The sequence below is a fragment of the Mesorhizobium sp. NFR06 genome (assembly GCF_900115245.1).
Classification (GTDB): domain Bacteria; phylum Pseudomonadota; class Alphaproteobacteria; order Rhizobiales; family Rhizobiaceae; genus Mesorhizobium.
Genome location: NZ_FOVT01000001.1, coordinates 808303 through 824064, shown reverse-complemented (window position 1 = coordinate 824064; position 15762 = coordinate 808303). Strand labels below are relative to the sequence as shown.

Annotated in this window: 12 protein-coding genes; 9 read left to right on the top strand and 3 right to left on the bottom strand. The window is 63.3% G+C overall.

Features of this window, described 5'->3' with window-relative positions; all coding sequences use genetic code 11:
* The first annotated feature begins 1 nt into the window (after position 1).
* Genes tssM through F3H96_RS03805 form a run of 7 tightly spaced genes read left to right on the top strand, consistent with a single transcriptional unit; the run spans position 2 to position 8678 of the window.
* Positions 2 to 3541 (top strand): type VI secretion system membrane subunit TssM, encoded by a 3540-nt coding sequence (tssM, locus tag F3H96_RS03835; RefSeq protein WP_149790580.1) that lies wholly within the window; start codon positions 2 to 4, stop codon positions 3539 to 3541.
* Positions 3523 to 4065, top strand: coding sequence for a type VI secretion system-associated protein TagF (gene tagF, locus F3H96_RS03830; protein ID WP_188131272.1), 543 nt, complete (start codon positions 3523 to 3525; stop codon positions 4063 to 4065). Before tssM ends, tagF begins: the two co-directional genes overlap by 19 nt.
* Positions 4065 to 5129 (top strand): DUF2169 domain-containing protein, encoded by a 1065-nt coding sequence (locus tag F3H96_RS03825; RefSeq protein WP_149790579.1) that lies wholly within the window; start codon positions 4065 to 4067, stop codon positions 5127 to 5129. Before tagF ends, F3H96_RS03825 begins: the two co-directional genes overlap by 1 nt.
* Positions 5113 to 6195: a beta-ketoacyl synthase N-terminal-like domain-containing protein gene (locus F3H96_RS03820; RefSeq protein ID WP_149790578.1), complete on the top strand. Its 1083-nt coding sequence runs from the start codon at positions 5113 to 5115 to the stop codon at positions 6193 to 6195. Before F3H96_RS03825 ends, F3H96_RS03820 begins: the two co-directional genes overlap by 17 nt.
* Positions 6195 to 7145 carry a DUF4150 domain-containing protein gene (locus F3H96_RS03815; protein ID WP_149790577.1) on the top strand — a complete coding sequence of 317 codons (951 nt, stop codon included), beginning with the start codon at positions 6195 to 6197 and terminating at the stop codon, positions 7143 to 7145. The genes F3H96_RS03820 and F3H96_RS03815 overlap by 1 nt, the downstream gene beginning before the upstream one ends.
* 14 nt (positions 7146 to 7159) lie before the next feature.
* Positions 7160 to 7717, top strand: coding sequence for an SMI1/KNR4 family protein (locus tag F3H96_RS03810; RefSeq protein ID WP_188131271.1), 558 nt, complete (start codon positions 7160 to 7162; stop codon positions 7715 to 7717).
* Positions 7718 to 7730: 13 nt separating this feature from the next.
* Positions 7731 to 8678 (top strand): type VI immunity family protein, encoded by a 948-nt coding sequence (locus F3H96_RS03805; RefSeq protein WP_149790575.1) that lies wholly within the window; start codon positions 7731 to 7733, stop codon positions 8676 to 8678.
* A 25-nt stretch (positions 8679 to 8703) separates the two neighbouring features.
* Here F3H96_RS03805 and F3H96_RS03800 read toward each other — a convergent pair whose 3' ends face one another.
* The 3 genes from F3H96_RS03800 to tssI are packed head-to-tail and all read right to left on the bottom strand — an operon-like array spanning position 8704 to position 12552.
* Positions 8704 to 9786, bottom strand: a complete 1083-nt coding sequence (locus F3H96_RS03800) for a HEAT repeat domain-containing protein (protein WP_149790574.1) — start codon at positions 9784 to 9786, stop codon at positions 8704 to 8706.
* Between the two features lie 7 nt (positions 9787 to 9793).
* Positions 9794 to 10219, bottom strand: a complete 426-nt coding sequence (locus tag F3H96_RS03795; RefSeq protein ID WP_149790573.1) for a DUF6484 domain-containing protein — start codon at positions 10217 to 10219, stop codon at positions 9794 to 9796.
* Positions 10220 to 10227: 8 nt separating this feature from the next.
* On the bottom strand, positions 10228 to 12552 hold the full coding sequence (tssI, locus tag F3H96_RS03790) for a type VI secretion system tip protein TssI/VgrG (protein WP_149790572.1): 2325 nt from the start codon (positions 12550 to 12552) through the stop codon (positions 10228 to 10230).
* Between the two features lie 308 nt (positions 12553 to 12860).
* On the opposite strand from tssI, the gene tagH reads away from it, so the two are divergent.
* On the top strand, positions 12861 to 13940 hold the full coding sequence (gene tagH / locus F3H96_RS03785) for a type VI secretion system-associated FHA domain protein TagH (RefSeq protein ID WP_149790571.1): 1080 nt from the start codon (positions 12861 to 12863) through the stop codon (positions 13938 to 13940).
* Positions 13941 to 14382: 442 nt separating this feature from the next.
* Positions 14383 to 15744 carry a type VI secretion system protein TssL, long form gene (tssL, locus tag F3H96_RS03780; protein WP_348530046.1) on the top strand — a complete coding sequence of 454 codons (1362 nt, stop codon included), beginning with the start codon at positions 14383 to 14385 and terminating at the stop codon, positions 15742 to 15744.
* Positions 15745 to 15762 lie beyond the last annotated feature (18 nt).

Here is a 15762-nt window from a genome sequence, read left to right as displayed (position 1 = left end):
GATGTTCATCCTGCGCTTCCTCTGGGCCGTCATCACCTCGCGATTCCTATGGACGCTGATCGGCATTGCGCTGCTTTCGCTGTTGATCTGGGTATTCGGCCCGATCGTGCAGGTCGGCCCCTATGCGCCGTTCGAATCCGACAATGTGCGCATCGCCATCATCGCGGGGCTGATCATCCTGTGGCTGATCTGGCTCATCATCGCGCAACGCCGCGCGATCCGCGCCAACCGCATGTTCGTTGCCGAGATCGCGGCGCCGGTTCAGGAAAAGCAGCTTACGCCGGGCGAGGAGAGCGTCGCCGCGGTCGGCGCCAAGTTCGGCGAGGTAATGGCAGAGCTGAAGCGGCGCAAGCTCGGCGGCCGCAAATTCCTGCGCGAGATGCCGTGGTACGTGATCGTCGGTCCTCCGGCCACAGGCAAGACCACGGCACTGCGCCAGTCGGGCCTCAACTTTCCGATCGACCTGACCGATGATCTGCAGGGCGTCGGCGGCACGCGCAATTGCGACTGGTTCTTCTCCGAGAACGCGGTGCTGATCGATACCGCGGGCCGTTACGTCCAGCAGGAGAGCCAGCCGGACGTCGACGCGGCGGAATGGCTGGGTTTCCTCGACCTGTTGAAGAAGCACCGGGGCCGGCGCGCGCTCAACGGCGTCATCGTCGCGCTGTCGATCGACGCGCTCTCGGAGGGTGAGGAAGCGATCAAGGCGCATGGGCGCAAGATTCGCCGCCGGCTGGCGGAGCTGAACGATCGGCTCGAAATCCGCCTGCCAGTCTACCTGATGCTGACCAAGGCCGACCTGGTCAAAGGGTTCGAAGCCTTCTTCGGCGGCTTGTCGACGACGGCGCGCGAGCAGGTGTGGGGAACCACTTTTGCGCTCGATGCCCGTGTCAACGCCGCCACCATCCAGGCGGAACTCGCCAGGCTTGCCACCGAACTGGAGCGGCGGCTGGTGCCGCGGCTCGAGGACGAGGACAAGCTCGGCCAGCGGGCCGACATCTTCCGTTTCCCGGCGCAGCTTGCCAGCCTGTCCGAGCCGATCCAGGTGCTGGTCGAGGCGATGTTCGGCGAGAGCCGCTACGAGGAAGCCGCCTGGCTGCGCGGCCTCTATTTGACCTCGGCGACGCAGGAAGGCGCGCCGATCGACCGGCTGACGGCGGCGCTGTCGTCCTCCTTCGGGCTGCCGCCGCGCCGCGCCATGCCGGCATCACGCGTCGAAAAGCGCAGCTTCTTCCTCAGGAACCTCCTGACCGAAGTGATCTTCAAGGAAGCCGGCCTCGGCACATTCGACCCGCTGGCGCAACGCCGCCGCGCCTGGATCTGGCGTGGTGCCGCCGCCGCTTGCGCGCTCGCCGCCTTGCTCGCCAGCGGGCTGTTCACCTGGTCCTACCTCGACAACCGCAATGCGATCACCGAACAGGCCGGCCAGTTCGAAGCGCTGCAGGCGCCACTCACCGACGTCGCCGCCATGCCGGCGTCGGTCGAGCAGCCGACCATGGACGGCGCGCTGGCGGCGATGGACGCGGTGGCGACGGCGCGCACCGCACCGCCGGATGCCGTCCACAATCTGCTCGGCCCGACCGCTTCGCCGGAGTTGGTGCGCGCGCAGGCCGACACTTATGATCATGCGCTGCGCAATGTGCTCGAGCCACATATGGTCGCGCTGCTCGAGGCCACGATGTGGCGGCAGATCCGCGATCCGGACTTCATGCTCGGCGCGCTGAAGACCTACCGGATGATGACCGGCCTGTCGCAGATGGACACCGATTTCGTCCAGAACTGGTGGGTGAACAGCCTGCCGCAATTCGCGCCGGCTCCGCCCTTTCCGACCGCGGATGCCGAAGGGCACCAGCTGGCCGCGATCCGCCGCATGGCCGTCGACGACAGCTACATCGCCCCGGACAAGGAGCTGGTCGCGGAGGCGCTGAAGACGGTGTGCACGATCTCGCTGCCGGAGCGCGCCTACAAGCAGCTTCTGGCCGACCCCGAAGTGACGGCCGTCAAGGAATGGGTGCCGGCCAATTTCGCCGGACCGAACGGCGCCAAGGTGTTCGCACGCCGCTCCGACAAGACGCTGCGCGTCGGCGTTCCCGGCCCCTACACCTATGCTGGCTTTCACGACGCGATCCTCGACCGCGTCGAGGATGTCGCCGGCCAGGCGGCGCTAGATCGCGCGGTGTTTGCCGGCGGCTGCTCGGAGAACTCCGAGACGTCGGTCTCGGCGCTGTCCGAGGACATCCTGAAGCTCTATTACGATGATTATATCGCGCAGTGGGATAGTTTCCTGCGTGACATGCGGCTCGCGCCACTGACGGACCTCAACGTCGCCAGCGAGAACCTCAAGGATCTGTCCAGCGCCGACTCCGCGCTGAAGCGATTGCTGACAGCCGTGGTGCAGGAGACCGACCTGACACGCTCCGACGAGGCGCCGGCCGACGACAAGAGCGGCGCCGCCAAGACCGGTTCGAAGCTGCTCAGCAAGCTCGGCAAATTGGGCAAGGTGGTGAAGACGGGAGCGAAATTGTTGCCCCGCGCTGGCTCGGCCGATCAGGTCGACATGACTGGCAGCCTGGTGGCCGAGCATTTCAAGCCGCTCAAGGGCACGATCGCGCAGGTCGACGGCCAGCCGCCGGCGCTCGACGCCGCGGTCGTGGCGCTGACGGCGCTGTCCAACGTGCTGCAGACCGTGACCGCCAACCCCGATCCGCAGGACGCGATCAAGAAGCAGGGCGGCCTCGCCGAACTGACAGGGGCGGTCGCCAGGCAGGCGCAGATCCTGCCTTCGCCGATCAACGACTGGCTGGGCGGCATTGCCGGCGACACCAGCGGCCTGTCGCAGAAGGCGGTCACCAACGAGCTGAACGCCATCTGGCGGGCGGATATATTGCCGTTCTGCCAGGCCGCGCTCAACAACCGCTATCCGTTCAGCCCGGAAAGCGCGGTCGACGTCAACGTGCGCGACTTCCAGCGCCTATTCGGACCGACCGGGCTGATCGACGCCTTCACCAACGACCATCTGATCAACTATGTCGACACCGCCAGCGAGCCGTGGAAATGGCGAGCCGATTTCGGCCTCGACCCGGCGGCGCTCGCCGCGTTCGAGCAGGCAAGGCATATCCGCGACGACCTGTTTCCCGGCGGCACCGGCCCGGTGATGAACTTCACGCTGGAGCCCAAGGACCTGTCGCCCAACGTGGCGCGGGTGACGCTCAACCTCGATGGCCAGAACCTCGTCTACTACAACAACGCGACCAGGCCGCAGCCGATGACATGGCCGGGCAAGGACGGCACCGGCGTGATCTCGCTCGCCTTCCAGCCGGTCGACGGCTCGCCCGAAGTGATGCTCAACGAGACCGGGAGCTGGGCGTGGCTGAGAATGCTGCGCGGCGGCCGCTTCGCCGCGACCAAGCTCACCGACGTCTACAGCCTGCGGCTCGGCACCAAGGGGATGTGGGCCGATTTCGAGCTCAAGGCGGCCAGCGTCGAGAACCCCTACACACTCGAAATGTTCAAGAAGTTCACATGTCCGCCGCAGATCTGATCCTGCCCGGCTTCTACGGCAAGATGCCCGCCGCCGGCGACTTCGTCACGCGGCGGCTGCCGGGCGATTTCGTGCGCGGCTGGGACCGCTGGCTGGCGCAGCACATCGTGCCGCTGTTCGGGGTCGAAGCCTGGCCGCAGAACACGGCGCTGCGCTTCCTCAGCGGTCCTGGTTCCTTCGGCGCCTCGGCGGGCATCGTGCTGCAAAGCGCCGACCGGGTCGGCCGGCGATTTCCGTTGAGCGTGGTCGCCCGGCTTTCGGAGGCGCCGCTGAAGCTTGCCTATTGCGATGGGTGGTTCGATGGCATCGAGAGCGCAGCCTTCGCCGCGCAACGCGGAGAGTTGACGCCCGACGAGCTCGACACGGCGCTGGTCAACCTGCCGGCTCCGTTGGTCGATGGCGAAAGCGATGTCATCAGCGACCTCGTCATGTGGACGGCGCATACGGATATTTTCGACGTCGATCCGCAGGCGCCGCAACCGACGCTGGAGCAGATCTTCGCCGCGAGTTGGGAGACCAGCTGATGTGGCAGGTCGAGAACGATACACCATTCATGGCAAGCGGCATCTGGACCCGAGGCCGGGACGGAGGCGAGGTCTGGATGGTCGCCGTACGATGCAGCCTTCGCGTCAATCCGGATGGGACGACGGCTGTCGCCGATGAACAAGAGCCCCCGGTCGTGGCCCCCAAATTCGGCACCGGGCCGGGCGCCGGCAGCCTGGTGTACGATTCCGATTTCTACCTGACGAAACCGACGACCGACGTGCTGCTGCGTGGCCATGCCTACGCCCCTGGGGGCAAACCGGCGACATCCGTGGGCGTGAGTTTGAGAATAGGTGACCTGCAAAAATCTCTCCGAGTCACCGGGGATCGCGCTTACCAGCACTCGGTGTCCGGTGTCAGTGTCGGATCGCCGCAGCCCTTCATGCGCATGCCGCTGGTCTACGAGCGCGCCTATGGCGGGTCCGAGCCCGATCCGGTGAAGGATCCGGCGCGGCCCCACTTCGACCAATACAATCCGGTCGGGACCGGGCTGGTGCCCGTGCCCGGCAAGATCGCTCCGAATATAGAAACCATGGGCTCTAACGGCGGCAGCAAGGCGACCGGTTTCGGACCGGTGCCCGCGCATTGGCGCCAGCGTGCCCAACACGCCGGCACCTACGATGAAGCCTGGCAGAAAAATCGCTTCCCGCTCTATCCGCTCGACCTGGATGATCGCTTCTTTCTTTGCTCTCCCGAGGACCAGCGACCAAAACATTTCTTCCGCGGGGGAGAGCCTGTGGAATTGCTGAACCTGACGCCGACCGGGCGGATGGCGTTTCTGTTGCCTCGCCTCGCCTTCCGGTTTGAAACGGACATTAAGGGAAAACCACGCATTATGCACCGGGGGACCCTGCACACCGTCATCATCGAGCCGGACGTGCCGCGGGTGGTGCTGGTCTGGCGAACGTCGTTGCCGGCGCATGCCGATGTGCAGCGGCTGGACCGGACGCGCGTGAGCCTATTGTCGGTGACGAACGCACACCCCCGCTCGGTCCCATCCGGGATCGACGAGGGTTGGCGCGATCCTGATGAAGAAGGTGGTTAAGACGGTGAGAGTGGCGCTTATCGGATCAGGAGCCCGAACGGCCGTCGGCATGACGGCCGCGGCGACAGCTGCCGCCGTGCGTGCCGGTATTGCCGGTTTCGGCGAACATCCTTTCGTGGTGGACACTACCGGCAAGAGCATGATCGTGGCCCTGGCGCCATACGTCGACATAGGTGTGAGGGGAGCGGCCCGGTTAGCGGAACTGGCGGCGCCCGCCGCGGTTGAAGCCGTCGGACCTTCATCAGCGCTTTGGGCTGGCGAACTGCCGATTTCCCTGCTCGTCGGCTTGCCGCCTCCGCGGCCGGGCCGCGAACGCGGCGCGGCGACGATCGTCGTCGACCGGCTGCGCGAGGGGCTGGCCCCTCTGTGCCACATCGAGAAAACCATCGTCATCGAATCTGGGCACGCCGCCGGAACGATGGCGATCGAAAGGGCGTGGCAGGCGGTGCGGTCGGGCGCCTGCGAGTTCGCGCTGGCGGGTGGCGTCGATTCCTATCTGGAGCCGGAAACGTTGGAATGGCTGGAAGAAAACGATCAGGTTCACTCGGCCGGGGCGGAGAACAATGCCTATGGTTTCGTCCCCGGTGAGGCCGCTGGATTTGTTTTGTTGACGACCACAGCCGCGGCGCAAAGATATCAACTCTCAGCAGCGCTAGAGCTCATGTCGGTCGCCCTCGCCCGCGAAACCAAGCTGATTAAGACCGATACTGTGTGCACCGGCGAAGGCCTGCTGGCGATGTTTCGAAACCTGGCCGGCGACCCGCCCGCAATCAAGGTAGACCATCTGTATTGCGACATGAACGGCGAGCCCTACCGTGCGGACGAGTTTGGCTTTGCGAGCATCCGCGCGGCCGAGCTGTTCCGCGCACCCGACGCCTTCACGGCACCCGCAGATTGCTGGGGCGATGTGGGCGCGGCTTCCGGTCCGCTACTGCTCATGCTGGCCGAGGCGGCTACCAGGAAACGTTATGCCGAAGGACCTGTCCTGGCGGCATTCACGAGTTCGGAGTCGGGCGAACGCTGTGGGTTCCTCGTCCACGACCGCATGGAGGTGGAGAGGCGCTGATGTCGGTAACCGTCAAGGTCAACGGCACGATGAACGGAATCGTTCACAAGGGCAGCTCCGACTTCGCGATGAGCACGGCTCCCGACGTATGCAAGACACCCAGCCCTGGCGGACCTGTGCCTATCCCGTATCCCATCATCATATCGAACGCCAGCGACTTGGCTAATGGCACCACGACTGTCACGGCGGACGGAAACTCCTGCGCCATCAAGGGCTCTGAACTCAGCCGCTGCTCCGGCGATGAGGCTGGAACCGCGGGCGGTGTCGTGTCGAGCACCTTTATGAAGGAGGCGACATGGATCACGTATTCCTTCGATGTGAAGATGGACGGGGCGAACGTATGCCGATTCAGCGACAAGCTGAAAATGAACCATGGCAACACGATCTGTATGGCGGGCATTATCCCCGACGTGTGCAAGGCCGGCAGCAATCCACTGATTATCAAATGCTCCGACTACAAAGAGGAACGGAACAAAGAGAAGCGTGAATGCGACATAAAGTGCATGTGCGCCAAATGCCTGGCGATGAACAAACAAGGCGATTTTCGGCGTCAGGCCTCGCACGCGCCGCGCTCGGGCGGGCGAAAGAGCTTGCGCAAGCTCGGCAACGCGGGGGCAAACGCCTATCGAAAGGCGCTGACCGACCAGCTTCCCCCCAAAGGCACCGCTAAGCCGGACGATATCAAAGACAACTTCGTCCACAAATGCGCGCACGACAGATGGAAGGATCAGGGAGCCAAGCCCAACCTGCCGGGGATGAGCCCAGATCACATGAAGGAAATCCAGGTGGGTGGTGCGACCAAGGACTTCGCGAACCTGAGGATGATGCCGTCCAAACCGAACGAATGGATCGGTTCGAAGATGAAGGGGTTCAAGACCACGGACTTTACTTACGCGAACGGGAAAAAGGTGAAGGCGCACACGGGCGTCACGCTCGATTGCTGCAAATAGATGGATGGAAAACGATGGCCAAGGATATCCGCGCACGGCTACAGGCTCTGGTCTCGAAACTATATCAGGTCCGGGAAGAGTTCTATCAGGTGGCGTTTGGTCAGTCCGCCGACCAGGTCCTCGGGCCGCCTGCCTCTGAGCAGCAGCTACAGGCCTTCGAACGCAGCCTTGGTTATGCTCTGCCTCCAAGCTATCGCGAGATGCTGCTGCTGCACGATGGCTGGGTAGCCCTGGAGGACGAAGCCGACCTCTTGTCCCTCGCGCAGCGCCACGAGGAGGAAATTCGTGACCGCGTCAAAAGCTTCAAGAAAATGATGCGCGAGGGAGAAGACCCTTACAATCAGGATAATCTGCTGGTCGTCGGCGGAGCGGATAGCACCTTTGTCGTTTACCTTGACATCGACACCCTCCGGGCCGACGGCGAAATGGATGTCGTGGAATACACCTACGAAGAGGGAGAATTGGCCCGACATAAGGACATCGTTGCATATCTCAAGAGCAATTACGACGAGGTGCGCCAGTGGATCAAGGACGAGAAGGGGGCGGACGCTGGTCCGGACCCCGAAGAGTAACCAGGGATTCTAGATGACGTCTCCCGCGCTGCTGACACTGCCCTCCCCCGGAGATCTCGACTCTCCCCTGCTGGAGATTGGGCTCGACCTGACTATCTATGCGGAACGCCTATCGGTGCCGGAATGGGAGGCGGTTCTCGACATCTACCGAAAATACGCGCCGGCAGACGTCTGGACTAAGGTTAAGGCTTCACCCGATATCGGCTTCAACAGGCTGCCGGCCGGTAATTATATCAACGCTCCGCTTTCGGATGTTGCAACCTTTCCATTCCTGCACCGTATCCGTCATCGGACCATCCGAGGATGGCGCACGGAATTGCGCATCTGGGACGGCAAGCTCTCACAAAGCTGGAGCGCCTGCATATACCGCCTCGCGCATCAGGCCGGCGAGCCGGAGCACGCATTCTACCGGTTTCTCTTTCCCTGGGACACAGCACCGGCTCTCGTGGCGAGCTTGGCCAACGAATTGGGAAAACAAATCCAATACCTGTCCGGCCATGCCGGATTTTGTCACCTATACGATCCCTACTTCAAGACGGCCGCTTTCGCCCAGATTTTCCCATGGGCAAAACGCTACTGGGCGGTCGATGTCGAGGATTTGAACGCGGCCTTGCCGTTCATGCACAATGGCATGAAGGCAATTTCCTGGCTCACATTCATCGGCGCCAAGTTCCTGGCCGATCCGAAACTCACGTCCCAGCGACAGTCGTTGAAGACGATACCCGGCGCGGTGCTCAAGCCCTGCGGGTCCGGCGCATTGCTTCAACTCGGGGACAAACCCATCCTCGGCGACCGACACCGCCTGGAGCCCGAACTGGCCTCCTATTTCGCGGCCGGGTCTCTCCTCGATCCGGTATTGCTGTCGGACGTCACCGAATTCGAAGGACCGTTCGCCGAGAGGTCCTGCACCGTGGACTGGATCCGTCGATTTGCCGCGCCGGGCGCATGGATGTCCGCATAAACCTCGTAACGGTGACCCGGTTCAGTCAGCCAAGCAGTGCAGCCGCCCTTCCCCAGGCCTCCACCTTGTCGGCCACGGGCAAATTCGCAGCGAAATCTCCGAAATGATCCTCGAATGCCTGGCCGATCTCGGCGGGGTCGAGCGTGAAGAGATCCGCATTGCGCGCCTCCGGAAAAAGTTCGAGCAACGCGCCGCCCGCCGCGACAGCGAGCGCCGGATCGCGCATCTGATGAATAAGCCATTTCAGGATCGTGCGGTCACCCAGCATGCCGGCCCCGCGCACGGCAAGCGAAGCTGTGCCAGGCGACTTCAGCAACCTGCCCATCCAGGCGCGGACATCCTTGTCCGGCCCGATCTTCACAATGGTCCGCAAGGCAATCAGCGCGTCGGGTCTGTTCGCCAGGACCTGCTTGTACAGTTCGGGCTTTGCCAGAGCGGCATGACCGAGTTCGCTCAGCGCCAGGGCGCTGGAAAGGCGCACCGCCTCATGCTGCGATTCCAGGGCCGCAGCAATCTCGCGCACTAGGTCGACGCGCCTCGCCTTGCCGGCAAGGCGCAGGCTTGTTGCGCGCACGCGTATATCAGGATCGTGGACAAGGCGGAGCAGTAGATCCTTGGGGTCCACGCCGTGCTCCAGGCACGCAGCAACCGCGAGATAACGCTTGAACTCATCCTCGGACGCGATCCAATTGCGCACCAGCGGTCCGATCGCCTTGGCGTCATGCCATGCAAGCGCGCCGACCAGCCCGTGCACTTCGTCTTCCCGGGTGCGCCCTAGCTCGACGGCTTCGAGAATACGTCGCCCATCCGTCTGTTCTATTGCCGTCCAGCCGTAGAGGAACAGTTCGCCCCTCTCGGGAAAGTCATCGTAGGCGGCGATGATGAATGGCCAAGCGGCCGGTCCGGCAACGCGCACACCGTCCAGATTGGCCTCCAGTCGGCGGTCGATCCCCACAATGGTCTTCTCGTCCGGCGGGTTCCGCGCCGCCAGCACGTCGCGTTGCGCCCAGAGAAATGCGGCCTGCTCGACGTGCTGGCGTACAATATCGGGGACAATCTGATCTTGCGCCGCGATCGGCGGCCGGTTCAATTTCGCCGCGTCCGCCATCTGACCGTCAATTCAGGCTGATCGACCCGCCGCGCATGCGGTTGGTCGCGCTCGCATGGCTGGCTACATAGGTGCCGCGGATAATGATGCGGCCGTCCGCCTCCATCAAGATCGTGGCCTTGCCACAGCGCAGTTCAAGCCGCTCCTCGGCATGTATCCTCACGCGCTCGCCATCGCGAAAGACCTGAGCTCCTGTCGATTTTTTCGCAGGCTCCACAATACGGCCGACGATCAGCGGCTTTTGCGGATTGCCGTCTTCGAACAGCAGCGCGACTTCTTGTCCGATCATGTCGGAACTCAATGCGGCCAAGCTGCGTGCCGGCAACGCGGTTTCCCGGGGATTGCCGGGAAAAACGACCAGCGGCTTGTCGTCGTCAAAGCCAAGAAACTGACCAATGACGACACCTTCGATGCGATTACGAAGCTTTGCCATGCGCCCTCCTAATTCTCCGCAATCTTCGAGCCCTTCATGGTGATGTCGCCCGATGCCTTGATAACGATGTTGCCCGATCCCTTGACCGAGATATCCTTGCCCTCGATCGCGATCGAGCCGTCCTTCTTCATCATGATCTTGGCGGATCCGGTCTGGATCAGTATCTCGTCGCCGGCATTGATCACCAGCTTCTTGCCGACGTTGATCGTGCTGTCCTCGCCGATGCTGATGGAGCTGCCTTTGGCGATGCCCAATGAATGAGCACCGCCGACATTCGTCGAATCATCTGCTCCGATACTGGCGCTGCGCGCCGCACCGATACTGAATGTCTGAGCGCTTCCGACGGTGACACTTTGGTCCGCGCCGACGTTGACCGTCTGCGCCGCACCGATGTCCCAGCTGTCCGCGGCGCCAATGCTGTGGCTTTGGTTGATCCCTACGCTCACCGACCGTGTCGCACCAATCGTGTTCGTCTGCGAGGCGCCAACCGTTCGCGCTTCCGCTGCCCCCACCGTATCAACGCGCGCGACACCCACGGTGACCGTCTGGTTGAGCCCCACCGTCTGCGAATGGTTCGCATCGATATTCTCCGTCGAATTCGCCACGACGTGGATCGTCTCATTTGCCATCACCGTCAGCGAGCGGTTCGCGCCCACCGTTTCGGTATCGTTCGACCCGATATTCGTCGTCTGGTCGACGCCGATCTTGACCGTCTTGTTGTTGCCGACGTCCTCGTCGAGCTTGTGGCCGACGGAGTGCTTGGCGTCGTGGTCGATGCGGTCGGACTGGTCGTGCTGCACCGTCTTGTTGCGGTCATGCTTGATCAGAAGGTGATGATCCTTCTGGGCCTGGAAGTTGACCAGCTCGGAGCCGGCCTTGTCCTCGAACATCAGCTCGTTGTAACCGCCGCCGCCTTTCGAGGAATTCGACTTCCAGCCTGATTGCGTGGCGTTGGCCGGCAGCCCATAGGGCGGCATCTCAGCCGCGTTGTAGACACGGCCGGTGATGATCGGCAGGTCCGGATCGCCCTCGATGAAGTCGACGATGACCTCCTGGCCGATGCGCGGGATCTGAATGAAGCCCCAGCCGCTGCCGGCCCAGGTCTGCGACACGCGCACGAAGCAGGAGGAGTTCTGGTCCTTCTTGCCTAGGCGGTCCCAATGGAACTGCACCTTCACCCGCGCATATTTGTCGGTGAAGATTTCTTCGCCCGAAGGGCCGACGACGGTCGCGGTCTGCGGTCCGCGCATGATCGGTCGCGGCGTGATGCGCGGCGGGCGGTAGGGCAATTTGGTGGGCGCCACGCCAAGCACCGCCTTGAAATTCTCGCTGTGGGCCTCGTTCTGGGTCCGGTAGCCCGGGTCGAACAGCCGGTACTCGGCGCTGACCACCAAATAGTCCTGGTTCTGGTCATCGCGCGGAAAGCTTTCGAGCGTGAACTTGCAGCCGGAAAAAAGGCCGCGCACCGTACCCACCGCCGTGCTGTGCTGGTGCACGGCCTGAAGTTCCTCGCGGCGGATTCCGGCAATCGTGTCGCCCCGCCCGACATCGAGATGCGCGCCGGGCTGGCGATAGTTCTCGCCCGAGGCCTCCTTGTGGCTGAACGGCTGGGCGGACTTCGCCATCAGATCAGCGCCGGGCTTCTCGAAATCATAGTCGGTATGGGCGTAGGCCGCCGGCCGCACCGCGCTGCCAGGTATCCATTCGGTGATGTATTCGACATCGCGCCGTGAAGCCTGGCCTTCGAAATTATAGAGCACCTTCTCGTAACCGGGCGCCGGCTTCAGCTTGCTCATCGCATCGCAGAGCACCAGCGTGTGCTTGCCCTCGTCATGCTCGAAGAAATAGAAGATGCCTTCGTGCTCGAGCAGCCGCTGCACGAAATCGAGATCGCTCTCGTCGTACTGAACGCAATATTCGCGCGAGGGATAGGACCCCTGCAGCCGCTTCTCGAATTTGGCGATGCCATATTTCGAAAATATCTTTTCGACGATCTCCACCGCCGTCATGTTCTGGAAGATACGGCAATCGGTGGTGTTGCCGAGAAACCAGAGCCATGGCCTAACGGTGGCCTCGTAAAAGGCCAGCCGGTCCTCGATGCGGGTAAGCTTGAAATCCGACGCAAGGCCGCTGAACCAGCGCTTCGGATCGGATTCGCCCTCGACCGAAACGATACCGCCCAGCATCTTCAGCGGATCGACGTCGCGGTTCTTCGAGACGAAGCCGACGGTATAGGCGAAACAACGGCTGATCTCATCGCGGCCGATGAGATGGGTGAAGGTCAGGTCGGCGCCGGCCGGCGTCTGCACAACCGTGGCACGTTCGTTCGGCATGGGTCGTGCCCCTCCTCGACGCGGCCGCCAGTGTGATGGATTGAAGCCCCCGCTCTATTAACTAGATCACGTTCGGGAATGCTCGAATTCACCGCACCGTACCACCGTCAGCCTAGCACATGTTTGGTGGAGGCCAAATAACAGCGATGGCTAAATGGCGCCCACGCGCCGGTGTGAAACGCTCCTCTCCCGCTGCGCTTGCAAGCTGCTAGAATGCTGGAGCAATTCCAGGAAAGCGCGTAGCGGTGTTCCATACGGAATTGCGCGAAAAATAAGCATTTATTGACCAAGTTCGGCGACGCTTCCGGATGTTCATCTCGCTCCATATCAGCAATGTCGACAGGCTGCCGGCCGGCACCAGCGCCAGCTACGCCGCCCGCGATCGCAGCTTCGAAATCGGCCGCGAGAATTGCGACTGGACGCTGTCCGACCCGGACAAGTTCATCTCGGGCCGGCATTGCGAGGTCCGCTACCAGGCGGGTTCATTCTGGCTCTACGACGTTTCGCGCAACGGCACTTTCGTCAACGGTTCAAGCCAGCGCATGACCGGGCCGCATCGGCTGACTGAGGGCGACCGGCTGTTGATCGGCCGTTATGTCGTCGGCGTTTCGATCGAAGACGAACGAGCCGCGACCGGACATCCGCAAGCCACGACCGGATCGACGCAACGCGAGCCGCCGCCCTCGACAGGCCGCCCCCTGGATCGTGGCCACGAGCCGGCCTTCGACCCGACGGAGCAGCGCCCGACCGGGGCGGCGCCCGTGTCGACATCCTCGGCGCTGCAGCCCAGCCACGCAGTTCCAGCCAATCGGCCCGCGCAAGCGGACGCGATATTGCGGGAGATCGCCAGGGCGGCCGGCATTGCGCCTGAATTGCTGCAGTCGCGAGACCCGCATGACGTCGCGGCCGAGATCGGCGCGGTGCTGAGGATTACGGTCGAGCAACTGTCGCTGCTGCTCAAGGCGCGCGCGGCGGCAAAGGTGCTCGCCAAGAGCGCGCACCGCACGATGATCGGCGCCGAGGACAACAACCCGTTGAAATTCGTGCCGGGCACCGACGACATATTGGAGATCATGTTTGCCAAGCGCAGGGCCGGCTATCTCGATGCCAGGCATAGCATCGAGGATGCGTTCCGCGATCTGAAGACGCACGAAATCGCAACCTACGCCGCCATGCAGGCCGCGCTCTCCCGGTTGCTCGACGACCTGTCGCCGGAGGCGATCGCCAAGAAAATTCCGCCCGCGTCCTTCTCGTCCAGGAAAAGCCAGGCCTGGGATGCGCTTGTCGCGACCTGGCGGACGATGGAAGACAAGCACGAGAACGGCATGCTGGATGTCTTCCTCGCCTATTTCGCCGACACCTACGCCAAGACCGACAAGCAGAAATAGCCGGGGCGCGCACCGACCGCGGCGGCTGTATGTGACGGGTCTCATAGAAGAAGCCGCCTCTTCGATCATCTTGCAATCCGATTTCAATCGGCAGGCCCGTTTCAATTGGATGGTTGGGCGATTAGGATGCGCAGGGAAGCTTGCCTGGCGGGTAAGCGGCGTGGCTTGGGGCGTGTGCAGCAATGTCATGTTTCGGCGAGATGAGCCTTTCCATGCGGCCCGCCGCCGAGGCTCAGCCTGAAACGCGCTTGCCCGGGCGAAGCGATACTCGTTGTGCCTGGACGATCGGGCGCCGCCGATGAGTTCGAAGGACGATTCCTCCAGGCCGGCGGATAAAACCGTCATCCGCGCGCCGCGGCCAAAGCAAAGACCGCTTGCGGCTCCCGAGAGCCCCGGTCCGCAAGGCGTTCGGCCTGCTCCATCGCCCAGCCGCGAAGCGACCGTGTTCGACCCCGGCGGCGGCCCGCAGATGCCGCCCGGCTGGTCGTCCGGAACCGTGCTCTTTCAAGGTCCCAGCGCGGGCGCGGCCGCGGGTGCGGCGCCGGGGCTGCAGCAGGATGCGCTGCTCAACGCCGCCAGCGCCGTAAAATACGTCACGGCAAATCCGATCCTTGCCGCCGCGGCACCGCTGCTGATGCTCCTGGGCCAATTGCGGCTGATGCCGGTCGAGCGGCAGGCGGCACCATTGGCGGAGCATCTGCCCGATGCGATTGAGGCCTTCGACCAAACAATCGCCAAGGCCGGCATTGGGGAAGAAGACGCGCGGATCGCCAAATTCGCTCTTTGCGAAACCGCCGACGACCTTGTCGGCAATTTGCCTTGGCCGGGCAACGACATCTGGCTTCAGCACAGCCTGGTGGCGCAGTTCTTTCATAGCCAACCGACGGGCGCCGGATTCTACGAGGCGCTGAACAAGATGCTGGCCACGCCGCAGGCGCATTACGATCTGCTCGAACTGATGCATGCCTGCCTGTCGCTGGGCTTCGAAGGGCAGTATCGGGCGCTGCCGGCCGAACGAAACACCCTCGAACGTGTCCGGCGCGACGTCTACGACACGCTGCGTTACTTCAAGCCACGCGCCGGCGACGAGATCTCGCCCCGCTGGCAAGGCATGGCCGCGGCGTTGTCAAAGCCAAGGGCGCGGCTGCCGCTCTGGGCGGTCGCGGCCGCCGCAACGACGTTGGTGACGGCGGCCTTCTTCGGACTGCGGGTCATGATCACCGATGAAGGCGACGCGACAGCCGGCGAGTTGCTGGCGCTCAACCCGTCGGCGCCCGTCACCATCGAGCGCGCCAGCGTGGCGACCCCCGCCGAACCGGCGCAAGCCAGCCCGCCGCCGCCGGCGATCGCGGACACCAGCCAGATCGACCGCATCCGCGCGGCACTTGCCAAGGAGATCGCGGGCGGCGGACTGAGCGTCGGCACGAAGGGCGAGTTCATCGTCGTCGAGATCAACAACCAGCTTTTGTTCGCATCCGGACAGGCGGAACTGAAGCCGCAGTTCCAGCCGGTCGCGGCCGACATCGCTACGGCGCTCGATGCCGAACCCGGACCGATCAAGATCGTCGGCCACACCGACAATGTGAAACCGAAGAAGTCGAGCGCGTTCAAATCCAATTTCGATCTTTCCGTCGCCCGGGCGAAAGCCGTCCAGGCCATGATGGCCAAGCATTTGAAGGACCCGTCGCGGCTCAATGTCGACGGCAAGGGCGAGGACGAACCGATCGCCGACAATGGAACGGCGGACGGCCGCGCCAAGAACAGGCGCGTCGACGTCATGATCCCGAAGGAGGAGACGCTGTGAGCGGGTGCCGCGGAGAAC

Excerpts from the sequence above, each read along its gene's own strand:
- tssM (WP_149790580.1), top strand. The coding sequence starts at position 2 with ATGTTCATCCTGCGCTTCCTCTGGGCCGTCATCACCTCGCGATTCCTA.
- tagF (WP_188131272.1), top strand. The coding sequence starts at position 3,523 with ATGTCCGCCGCAGATCTGATCCTGCCCGGCTTCTACGGCAAGATGCCC.
- F3H96_RS03825 (WP_149790579.1), top strand. The coding sequence starts at position 4,065 with ATGTGGCAGGTCGAGAACGATACACCATTCATGGCAAGCGGCATCTGG.
- F3H96_RS03820 (WP_149790578.1), top strand. The coding sequence starts at position 5,113 with ATGAAGAAGGTGGTTAAGACGGTGAGAGTGGCGCTTATCGGATCAGGA.
- F3H96_RS03815 (WP_149790577.1), top strand. The coding sequence starts at position 6,195 with ATGTCGGTAACCGTCAAGGTCAACGGCACGATGAACGGAATCGTTCAC.
- F3H96_RS03810 (WP_188131271.1), top strand. The coding sequence starts at position 7,160 with ATGGCCAAGGATATCCGCGCACGGCTACAGGCTCTGGTCTCGAAACTA.
- F3H96_RS03805 (WP_149790575.1), top strand. The coding sequence starts at position 7,731 with ATGACGTCTCCCGCGCTGCTGACACTGCCCTCCCCCGGAGATCTCGAC.
- F3H96_RS03800 (WP_149790574.1), bottom strand. The coding sequence starts at position 9,786 with ATGGCGGACGCGGCGAAATTGAACCGGCCGCCGATCGCGGCGCAAGAT.
- F3H96_RS03795 (WP_149790573.1), bottom strand. The coding sequence starts at position 10,219 with ATGGCAAAGCTTCGTAATCGCATCGAAGGTGTCGTCATTGGTCAGTTT.
- tssI (WP_149790572.1), bottom strand. The coding sequence starts at position 12,552 with ATGCCGAACGAACGTGCCACGGTTGTGCAGACGCCGGCCGGCGCCGAC.
- tagH (WP_149790571.1), top strand. The coding sequence starts at position 12,861 with ATGTTCATCTCGCTCCATATCAGCAATGTCGACAGGCTGCCGGCCGGC.